Raw genomic sequence first — 18,284 nt, 5'->3', positions numbered from 1 at the left:
AGCCAAAGCTAACTTTGGACAAGTTCTAAATCTTTACAGCACTGAGGCTACGTCGGTCATTCCCGGTCCGCCAGCAAGGAAAGGCTGGGCTTAGCTGGGGTTTTACAGGTGAACGCTCATTCGAACCTATTGGCGCTCAGAAGTCGTCCGGGTGACAAAAGGGAATCGGAGGCTGAGGTCAACCGCCAATGGTGGGACAGATCGAACCGTCACCGTGTCTGAGGAGGTTCACCTATGCCGTCCATCGCAGCGCCGCGAGAACGCGCGCGGGGCGCTCTGCTGGGTCTGGCCGTCGGCGACGCGCTGGGCGCCCCCGCCGAGAACCTGCGCCCCTCGGAGATCCGCGCCCGCTGGGGCCGTATCACCGGGTACGTCACCGACTCCCCCGCCGGCACCGACGACACCGAGTACGCGATCCTCTCCGGCCTCCTCCTCGCCCGCCACGGCTCCGCCCTCACCCCGGCCCACGTCCAGTCCGCCTGGCACGCCTGGATCGCCGACCGCGACGAGGGCCCCTTCCGAGGCGCCGGCTTCAGCGAACGCGGCACCCTGGAGAACCTCCGCCGAGGCCTCACCGCCCCGGTGACAGCCCAGCATCGCCATGCCTGGAGCGACGGCCTGGCCATGCGCGCGGCCGTCTTCGGCGTCTTCGCGGCAGGCCGCCCGGCCGAGGCAGCCCGCCTCGCGGCGATCGACGGCTCGGTGAGCCACGAGGGCGAGGGCATCTACGGCGGCCAGGCAGTGGCGGCAGGAGTAGCGGCGGCCATGACCGGCGCCCCTCCGATCACGGTGATCGCCTCGGCCCTGGCGGTGATCCCGGACGACTCCTGGACAGCCCGCTCCCTGCGCCGCGCGGTGTCCGTCTCCCACCAGGGCGAACGCGCCATCCGCTCCGCCGTCGTCATCGCCGGCTACCCCTGGACCGACCTGGCCCCCGAAGCGGTGGCCCTGGCTTTCGGCGCCTACGCCCACGCGAACGCGGACTTCAGGACCTCAGTCCTCACAGCGGTCAACATGGGCAGAGACGCCGACACCACCGCCGCCGTAGCCGGCGCCCTCTCCGGCGCCACCCAAGGCATCACCGCCATCCCCGACACCTGGGCCCGAGCCATCGGCCCCGCCAAGGGTTCCTGCCTCCCCGAGATGGCCGGCCACCACGTCCTCGACGTCGCCGAGCTGCTGATCCAGACAGAGAGCACGAAGTGGACACCGACACGGGCGGACTTCGCGTTGGCGACGGAGGGTGGGGAGGAGCGGTGAGGGGGGACCGCACGGAACCGGCGACGAGCCTCACGACAGAGGACGGAGCATTCGAGCCTGGGCGAGCCCCAGTTGCCCCAGGGGCGCGGGGCTGTACTGAACATGCGGCTACCGCCGCGCGAGCGCGACAAGCCACAACGAACCCGCACCCACCCACAACCAGCACCCCGTCTTTTAGGGGCGCGGGGAACTGCGCGACAAGCCACGACGGCGCCGCACCGACCCCCCGACGTCCAGTGACCGGCATGCTCCTGGGCCTGGCCATCGGCGACGCCACCGGCTGGCCTTCCTCCCGCCACAGAGCCACCCGCATGCCCACCTGGACCCGCCGCCTCACCCGCGAACTGGACACCTTCGCGGAACACAACGCCACCACCACCCTCCCCGTCCCCATCGCCCTCAACCAGCCCCCCGCCCCCCTCCACCTGGGCCCCTCGGACGACGCGGAATGGGCGGCCCTCACCGCCCAGACCCTTCTCACAGCGGCCGACCCCTCCCCCCTCAACGACCTCAGCCGAGACCACCGCATCAGAACCGCCATCGACCTCACCTGGACCTCCCTGGCCGCAGAAGTCGCGGCGGCGACAGAGCAGGCCCAGGAGATCGAGTCGGCCCACCTCCCCCTCCGCGCCCGCATCTCCGTCAGAGCCGGCCTCGGCAACCTGGCCGCCGGCCTACGCCCCCCGGCCACCGGCCACGACAACCCCCACTACTTCGACGACGCGGCCTGTGTAAGAGCCTGCGTCCTCGCGACCACCCACCCGGGCAACCCCCAACGCGCAGCGGACCTCGCGGAGTTCGACGCCCGCTACACCCAGGACGGCGACGGGGTCCACGGCGCGAGGGCAATGGCAGCGGCCGTCTCCCTGGCCCTCACCGGCAACGACATCGCAACCTGCGTAGCAGCCGCCCTCACCCAGCTCCCCCCGGAAACGGAGATCGGCAGAAACGCCCGCCACGCCCTCCACCTCGCCACCACCACCCCCTCGGCGTTCGCCCTGGTCCCCCTCCTGGAACACCAGATCGTCGACCACGTCTACAGCTACGGCATCGCGGCGGCGGAAACCGTCCCCATCACCCTCGCCATCTCCCTCGCCGCCCACGGCAACCTCGCCGAGGCCGTCCCCGCAGCCACCTGCCTCTCCCGGGTCGCCGACTCCACCCCCGCCCTCACCGGCGCCCTGACCGGCGCGATCGGCGGCGCGGCGGCCGTCCCGGACACCTGGCGCACCACCTCCCGCACCCTCTCCGGCTGCACCCTCCCGCGCCTCACCGGCACCGACCTCCTCGAACTCGCCGAACTCCTGGAAGCCGCACAACCGGCAACAACAGGAGCATGATTCACCCCATGTACGACAAAACAACAGAAAACCCCGCACACATCCCCACCCTGGCGGACCGCATCACCGCCGCCCTCGTCGGCGCGGCGGTGGGCGACGCGCTCGGCGGCCCGGTGGAGGGCTACTCCCCCGCCCAGATCCTCGCCCGCCACGGCGGCAGAGTGACCGGCATCGTGGGCCCCTGGAACGGCGACGAGTGGCGCACGGCCCGCCCGATCGCCCCGTACCACAAGGGAAACGGCCACATCACGGACGACACCCTGATGACCCACGCCCTGATCAGGGTCTACGCGAAGGTCCGCGACCACCTCGACGCCCACGCCATCGCCGAACACCTCGTCCCGGACCTCATGACCACCCCCCGCTGGATCCCGGAGCTGGAGACGGAGACCCTCCTCCTCCACCGCCTCTTCCTCGCCGAGAAATGGCTCGCCACCCGCCTCCACTACGCCCACGCCGACCCCCGCGAAGCCGGCGTCGGCAACATCGTCAACTGCGGCGCCGCGATGTACATGACCCCGGTCGGCCTGGTCAACGCGGCCAACCCCAGGGCCGCCTACCAGGAGGCACTGGACATCTCCGGCGCCCACCAGTCCTCGTACGGCCGCGAGGCGGCGGGCGTCTTCGCGGCGGCGGTGGCAGCGGCGTGCACCCCGGGCGCCACCCCCACGTCAGTGATCGACACCTGCCTCTCCTTGGCGAAGGACGGCACAAGAACAGCAATCGAGAAAGTCACCGAAACGGCCTCCAGGCACACCACCCCCGAAGAAGCCCTCTTCCCTCTACGCGAAGCCATCACCCCGTACGACACGGTCGGCCCCGACTACCGCGCCCCTTCCCTGAACGCCCGCCGCCCCTCTCGCCTCCACTCCATCGAGGAACTCCCCATCGCCCTGGCCATGTTGCTGATCGCGAACGGCGACTACGAACAAGCGGTCCTGGGGGCCGTCAACTACGGCCGGGACTGCGACTCCATCGCCACGATGACCGGCGCCCTGTCCGGCGCACTGGGCTCGCCCCCTCCGGCCCTCTGGTCCGAACAGGTGGAGACAGCAAGCAAGTTGGACCTCCACACCCCCGCCGAAACCCTCACCGAAGTGACCGCGGAGATCTTCGCCCGAGACGTGTCCCTACGCCGCACCCACGAATCCGCCTTCACCACCCTGGGATCCCCCCTGTGCTCCGCCTGACCTGGCTCCAGCCGGAAGACCTCATCGGCCACGAACTCCGCCAGGCGAGGGAAGACGGCCGCGACCCCACCGACATCGCGGCCCGCTGGCACAGAGCCGGCGGCGAAGAACCCCCCACCAGAGCAGGCACGTCCCCCACCCCACCCCCACCCCACCTCCGCCCCCTGGCCCACACCCTCCTGAACGAACTGACAGCCCAACCAAGCGAGTTGTCAGCCGCAGAACCCACAGACTGGCCCACACTCCAAGCCACCCTGCCCCACCTGACCACGGCCAGTCGCCCCGCATCCCCACCCACCCGCACCCACCTCTCCTCCCCCGCCCCAGCTGCGGGCAGTCGTGCCGCCAGGGGCGGCACGGGTGGGCGCAGCGGCACCCCGCCAGCGCGGGCAAGCGAAACGCCCCCCACCCCAGCCACCCACCAACCCGCACCCGACCACACCCCACCCCCAACCCCCCAAACCCTCGAATCCGCCTGGCTAGGCAGAGCCGTCGGCTGTCTCCTGGGCAAACCCGTAGAAAAACTCCCCCTCCACGCCATCAGAGCCCTCGCCAAATCCACCGGCAACTGGCCCCTGAACACCTACTTCACGGCGAAGGACGTCCCCGACTCCCTCCTCGGACAACACCCTTGGAACCGCCGCTCAGCCCCCACCTCCCTCGCCGAGAACATCGACGGCATGCCGGAGGACGACGACCTCAACTACCCCCTCCTCAACCTGCTCCTCCTCCAACGCCACGGCAGGAACTTCACGACGGAGGACGTGGCAAGGCTCTGGCTGGACGAACTCCCGGCAGGCCGCACCTTCACAGCGGAACGCGTCGCCTACCGCAACCTCCTCACCGGCATCGACCCGCCCCGAACGGCCCACCACCACAACCCGTTCCGTGAATGGATCGGCGCCCTGATCCGCGCGGACATGCACGGCTGGACCAACCCGGGCAACCCCCTGGCGGCAGCGGAACAGGCATACAGGGACGCCACGTTGACACACACGGCGAACGGCGTCTACGCGGCGATGTTCATCGCGGCGACCATCGCGACGGCAACAACCGGCACTCACGACATCCACGCCTGCCTGGCCTCGGGCCTGACGGTGATCCCCCCGACTTCCCGCCTGCACAAGGCAGTTACCGAAGCAATCCAACTGGCTCGATCCACAAGGGACTTCGACGACGTCGTAGACCACCTGCACACCGCCCACGCCCACTACCACTGGGTCCACGCCATCCCCAACACCGCCCTGATCGCCGCCGCCCTCACCCACGCGGACGGCGACTTCACGGCCTCCATCTGCCGCACGGTGTCCGGCGGTTGGGACACCGACTCGAACGGCGCCACAGCGGGCAGCATCGCCGCCCTCCTCACGGGCCCACCCCCACCCCGCTGGACGGCCCCGCTGAAGAACCGCCTCTCCACCTCGATCGCCGGCTTCGACGGCACCGGCTTCGACACCCTCGCCCACCTCACCCACCTGGAGGCGGCCCGCCCATGACCCACATCGTCGTACTCGGCAGCACGAACATGGACCTGGTCACCCACGCCCCCCGCCCTCCACGCCCCGGCGAGACCCTGACGGGAACGGAATTCCGCACCACCCCCGGAGGGAAAGGCGCCAACCAGGCCATCGCGGCGGCCAGAGCGGGCGCGACCGTCTCGATGATCGGCGCGATCGGCACCGACCCCCACGGCCCCCACCTCCGCACCACCCTGGAACAGTCCGGCGTCGACACCGACCACCTCCGCACGATGAACACCCCTTCCGGCACGGCCCACATCGTCGTGGACGACGCCGGCGGCAGCGCGATCGTCGTCATCCCCGGCGCGAACGGCACGGTCGACCACCTCGCCCCCGGCGACGAAACCCTGATCGCCTCGGCGGACACCCTCCTCCTCCAGTTGGAGATCCCGATGGCGGCGGTGCTCGCGGGCGCCCGCGCCGCACGCGCGCACGGCGTCCGCACGATCCTCACCCCGTCCCCGCTCCAACCCCTCCCACCCGAACTCCTCGCCGCCACCGACCTGTTGGTGGCGGGTGAGTACGAGGCGGTCACCCTCACCGACCGCACGGACCCGGTGGAGGCGGCGCAGCACCTCCTCACCCTGGTCCCGGAGGCGATCGTCACGCTCGGCGCGGCGGGCGCCCTGTACGCGACCCGCGCCACCCCCACCCCCCTCGCGGTCCCGGCCCCGCACACGACCCCGGTCGACACGACGGCCGCCGGCGACACGTTCGTCGGCGCCCTGGCGACCGCCCTCGGTGAGGAGCGTCCGATCCACGAGGCCCTCCGCTGGGCGGCAGCCGCCGCGTCCCTCTCGGTCGAGCGCCTCGGCGCGTCCACGTCGATGCCGTACCGCCAGGAGATCGAGGAGCGCTACACCGCATGACCGACACCTCAACTCCCTTGCAGGGCCTGCGAGTCCTGGACCTGGCCACCCTCTTCGCGGGCCCTCTCGCCGCGACCCTCCTGGGTGACTTCGGCGCGGACGTGATCAAGGTCGAGCACCCCACGAGACCGGACCCCTCCCGGGGGCACGGCCCGTCGAAGAACGGGATCGGTCTGTGGTGGACGGTCCTGGGCCGGGGCAAGCGGACGATGACCCTGAACCTCTCCACCCCCGGCGGCCGTGCCACCCTCCTGCGCCTCGCCGAGTCCGCGGACGTGATCATCGAGAACTTCCGCCCCGGCACCCTGGAGCGCTGGGACCTCGGCTGGGAGGAACTCCACGCGGTGAACCCCCGCCTGGTCCTCGCCCGCGTCACCGCGTTCGGCCAGTTCGGCCCCGCCTCCCACCGCCCCGGCTTCGGCACCCTCGCCGAGGCGATGAGCGGTTTCGCCGCCGTCACCGGCGAGCCGGACGCGCCCCCGACGCTCCCGCCGTTCGGCCTAGCCGACTCCATCGCGGGCCTCGCGACGGCGTACGCGGTCATGACGGCGCTCGCCGCCCGCGACCGCACGGGCGAGGGCCAGGTGATCGACATGGCGATCATCGAGCCGATCCTGACGGTCCTCGGCCCCCAGCCGACCTGGTACGACCAGCTCAGCCACGTCCAGCACCGCACCGGCAACCGCTCCGCGAACAACGCCCCCCGCAACACCTACCGCACCGCCGACGGCACCTGGGTCGCCGTCTCCACCTCCGCCCAGTCCGTCGCGGAACGCGTGATGCGTCTGGTCGGCCGCCCCGACGTCGTCGACGAACCCTGGTTCGCGACGGGCGCCCTGCGCGCGGCCCACGCGGACGTCCTGGACGACGCCGTCGCCACGTGGATCGCGGCCCGCCCCCGTGACGAGGTCCTCGCGGCCTTCGAGAAGGCGGAGGCGGCGATCGCCCCCGTCCAGGACGTCCGGGACATCGTCCACGATCCTCAGTACGCCGCTCTCGGCACCCTCACCACCGTGGACGACCCCGACCTCGGCCCCGTCCTCATGCAGAACGTCCTCTTCCGCCTCTCCACCACCCCCGGCACGATCCGCTGGACCGGCCGCCCGCACGGCGCCGACACGGACACGATCCTCACGGAACTCGGCCTGACCGCCCAGGAGTCGGCGGCCCTGCGCGCGGCGGGCGCCGTATGAGGAAGTTCCCCCTCACCTGGCTCTACGCCCCCGGCGACCGCCCCGACATCGTCACCAAAGCCCTCGCCGCCGGTGCCGACGTCGTCATCATCGACCTCGAAGACGCGGTCTCCCCCGACCGCAAGCAGTACGCCCGCGCGGCGACAGCCGAACGCCTCACGGACCCGCACCCCCACCAAATCCACGTCCGTGTCAACGCACCCACCACCCCCTGGTCCCACGCCGACCTCACCACCCTGGCCCCCCTCCCCGGCGTATCGGCCCTGCGCCTCCCAAAGGTGAACACCCCCCAGGACATCAAGAGAACGGCAACAGCCCTCCCCCGCGAACTCCCCCTGTACGCCCTCCTGGAATCGGCCCTGGCGATCGAGAACGCCTACGCCATCGCGACCTCCCACCCCACCGTGCAGGGAATCGCCCTGGGCGAAGCCGACTTGAAGGCCGACCTGAACGCCACGTCCGACACCGCCCTGACGTGGCCGCGTTCCCGCGCCATCGTGGCCGCCCGAGCCGCCGCCCTCCCACCCCCACCCCAATCCGTCCACCCCCACACCCGCGACCTCGCCACCCTGGCCACCACCAGCGCCCAAGGCCGAGCCCTCGGCTTCCTCGGCCGAGCCGCCATCCACCCCCGCCAACTCCCGGTCATCGAGGCGGCCTACCTCCCCACCCAGGAGGAGATCGAGAGGGCGGAAGCAGTCCTGAAGGCAGCGGAATCAACAGAGGGAGCCCAGGCTCTCCCCGACGGCACTTTCATCGACAAGGCAATCCTGAAAGCGGCCCACAGAACCCTCTCCCTGATCACCCCCTGAAACACGAAGGGCGCCCAGGAACCCCTGGACGCCCTCTTCGTCGTATACCCGGCTAACTCTTCTTGCCGGCCGACTCAGCCTCGTTGCCGTTCTCGGTCTCGACCTCGGCGTCGGCCTTCTCCTCGGCCTTCTCCTCTTCGGTCTCCCCGTCGGAGACACCCGGCTCGACAACCTCTTCCCGCCCCGGCCTCTTCTTGCCGACGAGCACGAAGTACGTCACCGCGAGGAGGAAGACGATGAGGGCGGTCCAGTTGTTGAGGCGGAGGCCCAGGATGTGGTGGGCGTCGTCGACGCGGAGGTACTCGGTCCAGAAGCGGCCGACACAGTACGCGGCGACGTAGAGGGCGAAGGCCCGCCCGTGTCCGAGGGTGAAGCGGCGGTCGGCCCAGATGACGAAGAACGCGACGCCGATGCACCAGAGGGACTCGTAGAGGAAGGTCGGGTGGTAGTACCCGGGGACCCGGCCGTCCGCCGAGGACGTGATGTGCAGCGCCCAGGGAAGATCCGTGGCCTTGCCGTACAGCTCCTGGTTGAACCAGTTCCCCCACCGCCCGATCGCCTGCGCGAGGGCGATCCCCGGCGCCACGGCGTCCGCGTACGCGGGCAGCGGGATCCCCCGCCGCCGACAGGCGATCCAGGCCCCGACCGCACCGAGCGCGACCGCCCCCCAGATCCCGAGCCCGCCCTGCCAGACCTTGAAGGCGTCGACCCAGTCCCGGCCCTCGCTGAAGTACAGCTCGTAGTCGGTGATGACGTGGTACAGCCGCCCGCCGACAAGCCCGAACGGCACCGCCCAGACGGCGATGTCGGCGATGGTCCCGGCCCGCCCGCCCCGCGCAAGCCACCGCTTGTTGCCGAGCCAGACCGCGACGAAGACGCCGATGATGATGCAGAACGCGTAGCCGCGCAGCGGAATGGGTCCGAGGTGGATGACCCCGCGCGACGGACTGGGAATGTAGGCAATTTCCATGGCAGGGTCGACGCTACCTTGCCGAACCGGGCCGACGACGAGCGGCCCGGCAACGGCTGGATAACGGGCCGGTCAAACGCGGGGGAACTCCTGTCGATCCCCTGTCTCCCCACCCCGCGCGGGAACCGCCCACCCCGATCCCCCGTCGGCCCCACCCGCCCTCACCCCTTGCCGGCCTCCTCCACCAGCTGCTTCAGCTTCGTCGGCGTCATCGACTGGTCCTGGTAGATGTTCTTCCCGTCGAGCAGCACGGTCGGTGTTCCCCCGAACCCGCCGTTGCTGAACGCGGCGGCGGACTTCTTCACCCACGCGTTGTGCGTGCCCTTCTCGACGCAGGCGCGGAAGGCCGGCGTGTCCAGCCCCTCGACCTTCCCGGCCAGCTCGATCAGCCGGGCCTCCTTGCTGTACGCGTCGTCGGTCTCCTGCGGCTGGTTCTCGTACAGGACGTCGTGGTACGCGGGGAACTTCCCGACGTCCTGCGCACAGGCCGCCGCGTTGGCCGCCTTGCGGGAGCCGCTGCCCCTGAGGTTGCCGTCGATGAGGGTGGCCAGGTGATACTCGACCTTGAGCTTCCCCGCGCCGGTCAGCTCGTGGATCGTCGAGCGGTACGCCGTCTCGAACGACTTGCAGGCCGGGCAGCGGAAGTCCTCCCAGACCGTCAGCGTCGACTTCGCGCTGTCTTTCCCGACGGGGATCGCCAGCGCGTCCTTCCCGTTCGCCCCCGACGGCGCGACGACCGGACCCGCGCTGTCACCGCTGTCCTTGCCGGCGTTCGCCGCGACGGCGCCGATCCCGGCCGCGACCCCGAGGACGGCGAGGACGCTCGCCCCGACGACCAGCACCTTGCGCCGCTTGTCGGCGGACTTCTGCTTCTGACGCTCGGCCGCCAGCCGCTCCCGCGCCGACAGCTTTCCCACTCGATTCTTCTCGCTCACACCCCCAGAACGAACAGGGGAGACGCATTGCGCCTCCCCTGTCCCAGGACCACCCGATCGAGTGAGTGACCGGCCGACCGGCCCACCAGCCCTTATGCCGTCCGACGCACGCCCTTCGCGAGGTCCGCGGCCAGTTCCCGCACGGCCTCGACCCCGGCCGCCGTGTCCGGCGCGTCCAGCATCCGCTTCACGAACGCCGACCCGACGATCACACCGTCCGCGAAGGCGGCCACCTCGGTGGCCTGCTCGGCGTTGGAGACCCCGAGGCCGACGCAGACGGGCAGGTCGGCGCGGGTCGCGCGGGTCCGCTCCACGAGGTCCTGCGCCTGCGCGCCGACCGACTCGCGTGTCCCGGTGACCCCCATCAGGGAGGCCGCGTACACGAACCCGCTGCCAGCCGCCGTGATCTCCGCGAGCCGTCCGTCCTTGCTGCTGGGCGCGACGACGAAGACCGTCGCGAGCCCGTGCTTGGCCGCGTGCTCCCTCCACAGCCCGGCCTCCTGGACCGGCAGGTCGGGCAGGATGCAGCCCGCGCCGCCCGCCTCGGCCAGCTCGGCGGTGAACCGCTCGACGCCGTAGCGGTCGATGGGGTTCCAGTACGTCATCACCAGCACCGGCTTGCCGGTCGCCTCGAACGCCTCACGGACCGTCCGCATGACGTCCGCGATCTTCACACCGCCGCGCAACGCGATGTCGTCCGCCGTCTGGATGACCGGCCCGTCGAGCACCGGGTCGCTGTGCGGGAGGCCCACCTCGACGACGTCCGCGCCGCCGTCGAAGACGGCCTTGATCGCGTCGATGCCGCCGTCCACGGTCGGGAAACCGGCCGGGAGGTAGGCGATCAGCGCGGCCCGGTCGTCCGCCTTCGCGGCGGCCAGGGTGTCGGACAGCAGTTGGATGTTGCCGCTCACTTCGAGTCCCCCTCGGTGTCGTACAGGCCGAAGTAGCGGGCCGCCGTGTCCATGTCCTTGTCGCCGCGACCGGACAGGTTGACGACGATCAGCCCGTCCCTGCCCAGCTCCTTGCCGACCTCCAGCGCGCCCGCGAGCGCGTGTGCCGACTCGATGGCCGGGATGATGCCCTCGGTGCGCGAGAGGAGGCGCAGGGCCTGCATCGCCGCGTCGTCGGTGACCGCGCGGTACTCGCCCCGGCCGCTGTCCTTGAGGTAGGAGTGCTCCGGGCCGATCCCGGGGTAGTCGAGGCCCGCCGAGATCGAGTAGGGCTCGGTGATCTGGCCCTCGTCGTCCTGGAGGACGTACGACCGCGAGCCGTGCAGGATGCCGGGCTCCCCCGCCGTCAGCGTCGCCGCGTGCTCGCCCGTCTCGACGCCGTGGCCCGCGGGTTCGCAGCCGATGAGGCGGACGTCGGTGTCGGGGATGAACGCGTGGAACAGGCCGATCGCGTTGGAGCCGCCGCCGACGCAGGCGATCGCCGCGTCGGGGAGACGGCCGGCGCGCTCCAGGATCTGGCGGCGGGCCTCGACGCCGATCACCCGGTGGAAGTCGCGGACCATCGCGGGGAAGGGGTGCGGGCCCGCGACCGTGCCGAACAGGTAGTGCGTGCGGTCGACGTTCGCGACCCAGTCGCGGAACGCCTCGTTGATCGCGTCCTTCAGCGTGCGGCTGCCGGACTTCACGGCGATGACCTCTGCGCCGAGCATGCGCATGCGGGCGACGTTCAGCGCCTGGCGCTGGGTGTCGATCTCGCCCATGTAGATCGTGCAGTCCAGGCCGAACAGGGCGCAGGCCGTGGCCGTCGCGACGCCGTGCTGGCCCGCGCCGGTCTCCGCGATGACCCTCGTCTTGCCCATGCGCTTGGTCAGCAGGGCCTGGCCGAGGACGTTGTTGATCTTGTGGGAGCCGGTGTGGTTGAGGTCCTCGCGCTTGAGGAAGATCCGGGCGCCACCCGCGTGCTCCGCGAAGCGGGGCACCTCCGTGAGGGAGCTGGGGCGGCCGGTGTAGTTGACGAGCAGGTCGTCCAGTTCGCGGGCGAACTCCGGGTCGTGCTTGGCCTTCTCGTACTCGACGGCCACTTCGTCCACTGCGGCGACGAGGGCCTCGGGGATGAACTTGCCGCCGAAAGCGCCGAAGTAGCCCTCGGGGGTGGGGACTTGGCCTTCGGGGTCGGGAATGAAGAACTCGCTGGGCATGCGGAAACCTCACGGTGAGTGCGTGGAAAAACACTAATCGCCGTAGGGGCAAGGATCGCGAACGGCCTCAGGTGGTCTGTGGTTGCTCGCGCAGTTCCCCGCGCCCCTTCAGGTCCGCTGCCATCGGCGGCCGTTTACCTGTCCCGGTTCGTCTCCGATGACGTACCTGACCCTACGGCCGTGCACCTTCCGCGCGGGCGCGCGGCAGCCCCTCGGACGGCAGCCGCGCGCCAGGCGGGCGTGCCGTTCCACAGGGGAGGCCGTAGGGGTCATGGTGACAAGCCTATCCGGTGATCAACCGCGGCTGTTGCGGATCGCCGGGTGCTCGCCCGCCGCCACCAGATCCGCGACCGCCGTCTTCGGGTCCTTGCCCGTCACCAGCGACTCGCCGACGAGGACCGCATCGGCGCCCGCGTTGGCGTAGGCGATGAGGTCGTGGGGGCCCCGGACGCCGGACTCGGCGATCTTGACGATGTGGTCGGGGATCTCGGGGGCGACGCGCTCGAAGGTGGTGCGGTCGACTTCGAGGGTCTTGAGGTTGCGGGCGTTGACGCCGATGACCTTCGCGCCGGCGGCGACCGCGCGCTCGACCTCGTCCTCGTCGTGGACCTCGACGAGCGCGGTGAGGCCGATGGACTCGGCGCGCTCGACGAGGGACTCCAGGGCGGGCTGGTCGAGGGCGGCGACGATCAGGAGGGCGACGTCGGCGCCGTGCGCGCGGGCCTCCCAGAGCTGGTACGACGTGACGATGAAGTCCTTGCGCAGGACGGGGATGTCCACGCGCGCGCGGACGGCGTCGAGGTCGGCCAGTGAACCGCTGAAGCGGCGCTGTTCGGTGAGGACGGAGATCGCGGCGGCGCCGCCCGCCTCGTAGTCGGCGGCGAGGGCCGCCGGGTCGGCGATCGCGGCCAGCGCGCCCTTGGAGGGGCTGGACCGCTTGACCTCGCAGATGACCTTGACGCCGTCGCCCTTCAGGGCCGCGACGCCGTCCTTGGCTGCCGGAGCCTTGGCCACGCGCTCCTTCAGCTCGTCGAGGCTGACGCGCGCCTGCCGCTCCGCGAGGTCGGCACGGACTCCGTCGATGATCTCGTCGAGCACACTCACGCGAGCGGCTCCCTTCCGGGCGGTGACATTTTCTCCGGCGATGGTATCCGCCGTACCGCGCGAGGGTCGCATCAGGCCGACACCGGTCCCACTACCTGGACGTTCGTCCGTTGATCAAGGGCGTAGCCAGCCACCGAGGGGCAGGTTCCGGACAACCGTGAAGACCAGGAGGAATGCCCCGATCGTCCATAGGTGGGCGTTGCCGAGCGCCACCCGCGCGGGGCGTCCGCGTGCCGCGCGGACCACCCAGACAGTCCACACGACGGCGAAGCCGGCGTAGGCGAGGACGGCGGCGGCGTTGTCCTGGAGCGCGGTCAGGAGGTCGCCGTGCGCGAAGGCGTGGGCGCTGCGCAGTCCGCCGCAGCCGGGGCAGTACAGGCCGGTGAGCTGGAAGAGGGGGCAGACGGGGTAGTGGCCGGGCTGGTTGGGGTCGACTGTCGCGACGTACCCGAAGGCGCCGACGACGGCCGCCATGATCCCGGCGGGGACGCCGAGGCGGGCGAGCGCGGAGGACTTCACCTGGCGGTCGGCGCTGTCGGTCGTCATGTCCTGCATTGTGCACGCAATCGTGCGGTGCGGCTCGTACACGGACGACGGCGGCCCGGAACGCTCTCGCGCCGGGCCGCCGTGGGAAAGGGAACGCCGCTGAGGGGCGTCTCAGCTCTCGGCCTTGGCCGGGGTGCCGTAGGTGATGTGGTCGGGGAAGTCCCGGAAGCCCTTCGGCTGGCCGAGGCCCATGCCCTTCATGATCAGACCGACGACACCACCGAGCACGGCGATCGCCATGCCGGCCCAGAACCCCAGCGGCTGCGCCATCACCATGAACGCGCCCGCAACGCAGAATCCGATGAAACAGATCGCCGCACCGGTCCAGGCGGCCAAAGTGTGACCGTGGCTGCTGCCCGCCATGACTTGCTCCTCATTGCTGTCCATGTGACGCCCGACCCGGACGCTCCCCCCATTGTCCCGCACACCCCCACCCGAAGAACGCCGGGGTACCCCAAGACAACCCCCAATTCACCACAAAGGCGCCCCTCAGACCGGATCCGCCCCCGTAGGGTCCTCGCCCCGGTCCAACGCCTTCCACATGTCCTCAGGGCGATCGGGGTCGGCCGGCTTCGCGGTGCGGCGGGGGCGAGGTGTGCCGTCGCGTTCGTAGCGGCCGGACATCCCGGGCCACAGCCGCCCGTACCGCAGCGCGAGGAGCCCGGCCAGGAGGAGCAGCGCACCGCCGCCGGCGGCGACGTACGGCCAGGCCGTGTGTGAGAGGGCGGCAACAGTCGCGGACGTGTCCCCGGACGCCTTCGCGGCCTGTGCGTCAAGCGCGGAACTGTCCGACGCCCCCGAGATCGCCGCGAAGAGGATCCCGCCCCCGGAGAGCGCGAGCACGAGGGAGACGGCCAGCCGCCCGGCCCTGCGCACGGCGAAGACGGCGACGAGCGCGGCGAGCCCCACTATCGCGAGCGCGGCCGGCACCCCCGTGACGTCACTCCCCTTCGCGGTGAGCCGAAAGGCCCCGCCCGCCACGGACGCGGTCCCCTCCGACCATCGCTGCCGGGTCGCGAGCAGCGCGACGGCCGCGCCGAGCGCCCCACTGAGCAGGGCGAGGGCGAGGCTACGGCGGCCGGAACGCGCGGGTCCGGCCTCGATGCGGGGGTGCGGTACAGCAGTCACGTGACCCACTATCGCCTGAACCCCGGGCGTTCCGTCACCCGGGGGTTCATTTCCGGCGCCCTACTTCCCGAGCCGGTTCGCCGTGTGCACCGCGCGCAGCACCGCCGCCGCCTTGTTCCGGCACTCCTGGTCCTCGGCGACGGGGTCGGAGTCGGCGACGATGCCGGCGCCGGCCTGGACGTAGGCGGTGCCGTCGCGCAGCAGCGCCGTCCGGATGGCGATGGCCGTGTCGGAGTCCCCGGCGAAGTCGAGGTAGCCGACGCAGCCGCCGTACAGCCCGCGCCGGGAGGGCTCCAGTTCGTCGATGATCTGCATCGCGCGGGGTTTCGGCGCACCCGAGAGGGTGCCTGCGGGGAAGCAGGCGGTGAGGACGTCGAACGCGGTGCGGCCGGGGGCGACGCGCCCGGTGACGGTCGACACGATGTGCATGACGTGGGAGTACCGCTCGACGGACATGAAGTCGACGACCTCCACCGAGCCGGGCTCGCACACCCGCCCGAGGTCGTTGCGCCCGAGGTCGACCAGCATGAGGTGCTCGGCGCGCTCCTTGGGGTCGGCGAGCAGCTCGTCCGCGAGGGCCTGGTCCTCCTGCGGGGTCGCCCCCCGGTGGCGTGTCCCGGCGATGGGGTGGACCATCGCGCGCCCGTCCTCGACCTTGACGAGGGCCTCCGGGGAGGACCCGACGACGTCGAACCCGTCGAACCGGAAGAGGTACATGTACGGCGACGGGTTGGTCGCCCGCAGTACCCGGTACACGTCGAGCGCGCTGGCCGTGCACGGCGTCTCGAACCGCTGGGAGGGGACGACCTGGAACGCCTCGCCCGCGCGGATGCGCTCCTTGATGTCCTCGACGGCCGCCATGAAGTCGGGGCCGCCCCACAGGGCGGTGTACTCGGGGAGTTCGGAGGGCGGCAGCACGGCGGGCGGCTGGGCGACCGGACGCGACAGGTCGGCCTCCATCGCGTCGAGCCGCGCGACGGCGTCCGCGTACGCCTCGTCCACGCCGGTGTCGAGGTCGTTGTGGTTGATCGCGTTGGCGATCAGGAGGACGGAGCCCTCCCAGTGGTCCATCACCGCGAGGTCGCTGGTGAGGAGCATCGTCAGCTCGGGGAGCTTCAGGTCGTCCCGCTCGCCGGGGCCGATCTTCTCCAGGCGGCGGACGATGTCGTAGCCCAGGTAGCCGACCATGCCTCCGGTGAAGGGCGGGAGGCCGTCGGCGTGGGGGGTGTGCAGCGTCTCGATGGTCGCCCTGAGGGCGGCGAGCGGGTCGCCGTCGACCGGGACGCCCACGGGCGGGGTGCCGAGCCAGTGCGCCTGACCGCCTCGCGCGGTGAGCGTGGCGGCGCTGCGGACGCCCACGAAGGAGTACCGCGCCCAGGACCGGCCGTTCTCCGCGGACTCCAGCAGGAACGTGCCGGGGCGCTCGGCGGCGAGCTTGCGGTAGAGGGCGACGGGGGTGTCGCCGTCGGCGAGGAGCTTGCGGGTGACCGGGATGACCCGCCGGTCGGTGGCCAGCTTGCGGAACGTGTCGAGGTCCATGGCGGCCGACCCTACTGATCCGAGGTGAGAGGGAGCACGTCGTCGTCGAAGCAGGTGCGCGCGCCGGTGTGGCAGGCGGCGCCGACCTGGTCGACCTGGACGAGGACGGTGTCCGCGTCGCAGTCCAGGGCGACCGACTTCACCCACTGGAAGTGGCCGGAAGTATCGCCCTTGACCCAGTACTCGCGGCGGCTGCGGGACCAGTACGTGCACCTGCCGGTCGTCAGCGTCCTGTGCAGCGCCTCGTCGTCCATCCAGCCGAGCATGAGCACCTCGCCGGTGTCGTACTGCTGGGCGATGGCGGGGACGAGCCCGTCGGGGCTGCGCTTGAGGCGGGCCGCGATCTCGGGGTCGAGGCTGCTGGGCCGGGGGTCACCGGTCGTGCTGGTCATGTCCGCCATTGTGCCGCCTGCAACTGACAGTGACGGCGCGGCGTCCACTGTGCGGACGTCGGCGGCGGTCGTAGGCTGGCGGCATGTCGACCTTCGCCAAGCGTGAACGGCTCCTTCTCGCCGACCTCTTGGAGACCTGCGGTCCGGACGCCCCGACGCTGTGCGAGGGCTGGCGGACCAGGGATCTCGCGGCCCACGTCGTGGTGCGCGAACGCCGCCCCGACGCGGCGGGAGGCACCCTCATCAAGCAACTGGCGTCCCGGCTCGACAAGGTGACGGCCGAGTACACGGCGAAGCCGTACGAGGAGCTGATCCAGCTCATCCGCACCGGCCCGCCCCGCTTCTCGCCGTTCGCCCTCAAGCAGCTCGACGAGGCGGCCAACACGGTCGAGTTCTACGTCCACACCGAGGACGTCCGCCGCGCCCAGCCCGACTGGACGCCCCGCGTGCTGGACCCCGTCTTCCAGGACGCCCTCTGGTCCCGCCTCGAACGCACCGCCCGCCTGGTCGCCCGCTCCTCCCCCACCGGCCTCGTCCTGCGCCGCCCCGACGGCCGCACCGCCGTCGCCCACCGCGGCACCCCGGTCGTCACCGCCACCGGCGCCCCCTCCGAACTCCTCATGCTCGTCTTCGGCCGCCAGACCACCGCCCAGGTGGACCTGGAGGGCGACAAGGAAGCCATCGAGACACTCCGCGCGGGCAAGCAGTTGGGGATCTGAGGGCGGTCCCTCACGGCTGGGGCGACAGGACTGGCGAGCCCGAGAGGGCTCACCTGGGGGAGAGCGCGGAGCGAGCGCCGCGCGCGGGCGAGTCCGAGGGGTCCTGGTGCCGGGACCGGCCGACTGTTCAGGGGCCCGCCGGGAAAGCGGCCGAGGCCGAGAGGCGGACGGGCGCCGGGGACGGCACGGGACAGCGGACAGGCTGCCCCCTGCCCGGCCGGCCGCCGACCCGCTCCCCAGCCCTCTCCCGCCCCCGTCACGGCCGCATCCTCAACCCCCTCCCTCCCGACCGCGCAGCACCGACGACCCGCCCCCTCACCCCGGCAGCTCCGCCCTCCGCAACCCCCTCACCCCCAGCACCACCACCGCGCTCAACCCGTTCAGCGTCGCGCAGGCCGCGAACACGGGGCCGGTGCCCCACAGGAAGATCGTCCAGCCGACGACGGGGAAGGTCAGCGGGGCGACGCCGTAGCCGATGAGGGTGGAGACGGCGGTGACGCGGCCGATGTACGCCGCTCCCGCGCGCGCCTGTACGAGGGTTCCGGCGACGGCCCCGCCGAGCCCGGCGAGCAGCCCGACGCAGAGGGCGACCCCGACGGCGCCGGCGACGGACGGCAC

At 71.5% G+C, this 18,284-nt stretch carries 19 protein-coding genes and 1 pseudogene; 8 read left to right on the top strand and 12 right to left on the bottom strand.

Annotation, left to right across the window (positions count from 1 at the left end; all coding sequences use genetic code 11):
* The first annotated feature begins 234 nt into the window (after window positions 1-234).
* The 7 genes from ACVNF4_RS11030 (at window position 235) to ACVNF4_RS11000 (ending at window position 8,184) form a co-directional block, all read left to right on the top strand.
* Entirely contained in the window at window positions 235-1,260 is a 1,026-nt protein-coding gene (locus ACVNF4_RS11030; RefSeq protein WP_461802552.1) for an ADP-ribosylglycohydrolase family protein, read from the top strand.
* Window positions 1,261-1,505: 245 nt separating this feature from the next.
* Window positions 1,506-2,600 carry an ADP-ribosylglycohydrolase family protein gene (locus ACVNF4_RS11025; RefSeq protein WP_461802551.1) on the top strand — a complete coding sequence of 365 codons (1,095 nt, stop codon included), beginning with the start codon at window positions 1,506-1,508 and terminating at the stop codon, window positions 2,598-2,600.
* An 8-nt stretch (window positions 2,601-2,608) separates the two neighbouring features.
* Window positions 2,609-3,790: an ADP-ribosylglycohydrolase family protein gene (locus ACVNF4_RS11020; protein ID WP_461802550.1), complete on the top strand. Its 1,182-nt coding sequence runs from the start codon at window positions 2,609-2,611 to the stop codon at window positions 3,788-3,790.
* Window positions 3,778-5,286, top strand: a complete 1,509-nt coding sequence (locus tag ACVNF4_RS11015; protein WP_461802549.1) for an ADP-ribosylglycohydrolase family protein — start codon at window positions 3,778-3,780, stop codon at window positions 5,284-5,286. Before ACVNF4_RS11020 ends, ACVNF4_RS11015 begins: the two co-directional genes overlap by 13 nt.
* Window positions 5,283-6,179, top strand: a complete 897-nt coding sequence (locus ACVNF4_RS11010) for a ribokinase (RefSeq protein WP_461802548.1) — start codon at window positions 5,283-5,285, stop codon at window positions 6,177-6,179. The genes ACVNF4_RS11015 and ACVNF4_RS11010 overlap by 4 nt, the downstream gene beginning before the upstream one ends.
* Window positions 6,176-7,372, top strand: a complete 1,197-nt coding sequence (locus ACVNF4_RS11005) for a CaiB/BaiF CoA transferase family protein (RefSeq protein WP_461802547.1) — start codon at window positions 6,176-6,178, stop codon at window positions 7,370-7,372. Before ACVNF4_RS11010 ends, ACVNF4_RS11005 begins: the two co-directional genes overlap by 4 nt.
* On the top strand, window positions 7,369-8,184 hold the full coding sequence (locus ACVNF4_RS11000; protein WP_461802546.1) for an HpcH/HpaI aldolase/citrate lyase family protein: 816 nt from the start codon (window positions 7,369-7,371) through the stop codon (window positions 8,182-8,184). Before ACVNF4_RS11005 ends, ACVNF4_RS11000 begins: the two co-directional genes overlap by 4 nt.
* A 52-nt stretch (window positions 8,185-8,236) precedes the next feature.
* Here the strand turns inward: ACVNF4_RS11000 and lgt are convergent, their stop codons facing one another.
* From lgt to hisI, 11 genes are all read right to left on the bottom strand, one after another.
* On the bottom strand, window positions 8,237-9,154 hold the full coding sequence (lgt, locus tag ACVNF4_RS10995) for a prolipoprotein diacylglyceryl transferase (protein ID WP_461802545.1): 918 nt from the start codon (window positions 9,152-9,154) through the stop codon (window positions 8,237-8,239).
* A 161-nt stretch (window positions 9,155-9,315) separates the two neighbouring features.
* Entirely contained in the window at window positions 9,316-10,089 is a 774-nt protein-coding gene (locus ACVNF4_RS10990; RefSeq protein ID WP_461802544.1) for a DsbA family protein, read from the bottom strand.
* Between the two features lie 92 nt (window positions 10,090-10,181).
* Window positions 10,182-11,000, bottom strand: a complete 819-nt coding sequence (gene trpA, locus ACVNF4_RS10985; RefSeq protein ID WP_461802543.1) for a tryptophan synthase subunit alpha — start codon at window positions 10,998-11,000, stop codon at window positions 10,182-10,184.
* Entirely contained in the window at window positions 10,997-12,238 is a 1,242-nt protein-coding gene (trpB, locus tag ACVNF4_RS10980) for a tryptophan synthase subunit beta (RefSeq protein WP_461802542.1), read from the bottom strand. Before trpB ends, trpA begins: the two co-directional genes overlap by 4 nt.
* 108 nt (window positions 12,239-12,346) lie before the next feature.
* Window positions 12,347-12,511: a tryptophan biosynthesis modulator TrpM gene (trpM, locus tag ACVNF4_RS10975; protein WP_461802541.1), complete on the bottom strand. Its 165-nt coding sequence runs from the start codon at window positions 12,509-12,511 to the stop codon at window positions 12,347-12,349.
* 21 nt (window positions 12,512-12,532) lie between these two features.
* On the bottom strand, window positions 12,533-13,342 hold the full coding sequence (gene trpC, locus ACVNF4_RS10970; protein ID WP_461802540.1) for an indole-3-glycerol phosphate synthase TrpC: 810 nt from the start codon (window positions 13,340-13,342) through the stop codon (window positions 12,533-12,535).
* Between the two features lie 114 nt (window positions 13,343-13,456).
* The gene (locus ACVNF4_RS10965) at window positions 13,457-13,897 is read right to left on the bottom strand and encodes a DUF2752 domain-containing protein (RefSeq protein ID WP_461802539.1); all 441 of its coding nucleotides are present in this window, start codon (window positions 13,895-13,897) and stop codon (window positions 13,457-13,459) included.
* A 102-nt stretch (window positions 13,898-13,999) separates the two neighbouring features.
* On the bottom strand, window positions 14,000-14,251 hold the full coding sequence (locus ACVNF4_RS10960) for an HGxxPAAW family protein (protein ID WP_461802538.1): 252 nt from the start codon (window positions 14,249-14,251) through the stop codon (window positions 14,000-14,002).
* Window positions 14,252-14,377: 126 nt separating this feature from the next.
* On the bottom strand, window positions 14,378-15,025 hold the full coding sequence (locus ACVNF4_RS10955) for a TIGR02234 family membrane protein (protein WP_461802537.1): 648 nt from the start codon (window positions 15,023-15,025) through the stop codon (window positions 14,378-14,380).
* A 51-nt stretch (window positions 15,026-15,076) separates the two neighbouring features.
* Window positions 15,077-16,555, bottom strand: coding sequence for an anthranilate synthase component I (locus ACVNF4_RS10950; protein ID WP_461802536.1), 1,479 nt, complete (start codon window positions 16,553-16,555; stop codon window positions 15,077-15,079).
* An 11-nt stretch (window positions 16,556-16,566) separates the two neighbouring features.
* Entirely contained in the window at window positions 16,567-16,947 is a 381-nt protein-coding gene (gene hisI, locus ACVNF4_RS10945; protein ID WP_461802535.1) for a phosphoribosyl-AMP cyclohydrolase, read from the bottom strand.
* Between the two features lie 83 nt (window positions 16,948-17,030).
* On the opposite strand from hisI, the gene ACVNF4_RS10940 reads away from it, so the two are divergent.
* The gene (locus ACVNF4_RS10940) at window positions 17,031-17,666 is read left to right on the top strand and encodes a TIGR03085 family metal-binding protein (protein WP_461802534.1); all 636 of its coding nucleotides are present in this window, start codon (window positions 17,031-17,033) and stop codon (window positions 17,664-17,666) included.
* Between the two features lie 315 nt (window positions 17,667-17,981).
* Here ACVNF4_RS10940 and ACVNF4_RS10935 read toward each other — a convergent pair.
* Window positions 17,982-18,284, bottom strand: a pseudogene (locus tag ACVNF4_RS10935) (MFS transporter); the annotation flags it as partial.

The sequence above is a fragment of the Streptomyces sp. S6 genome, from assembly GCF_054880855.1.
The sequence above is the reverse complement of the archived record's forward strand: the minus strand, read 5'-3'. Positions and strand labels throughout refer to the sequence as shown.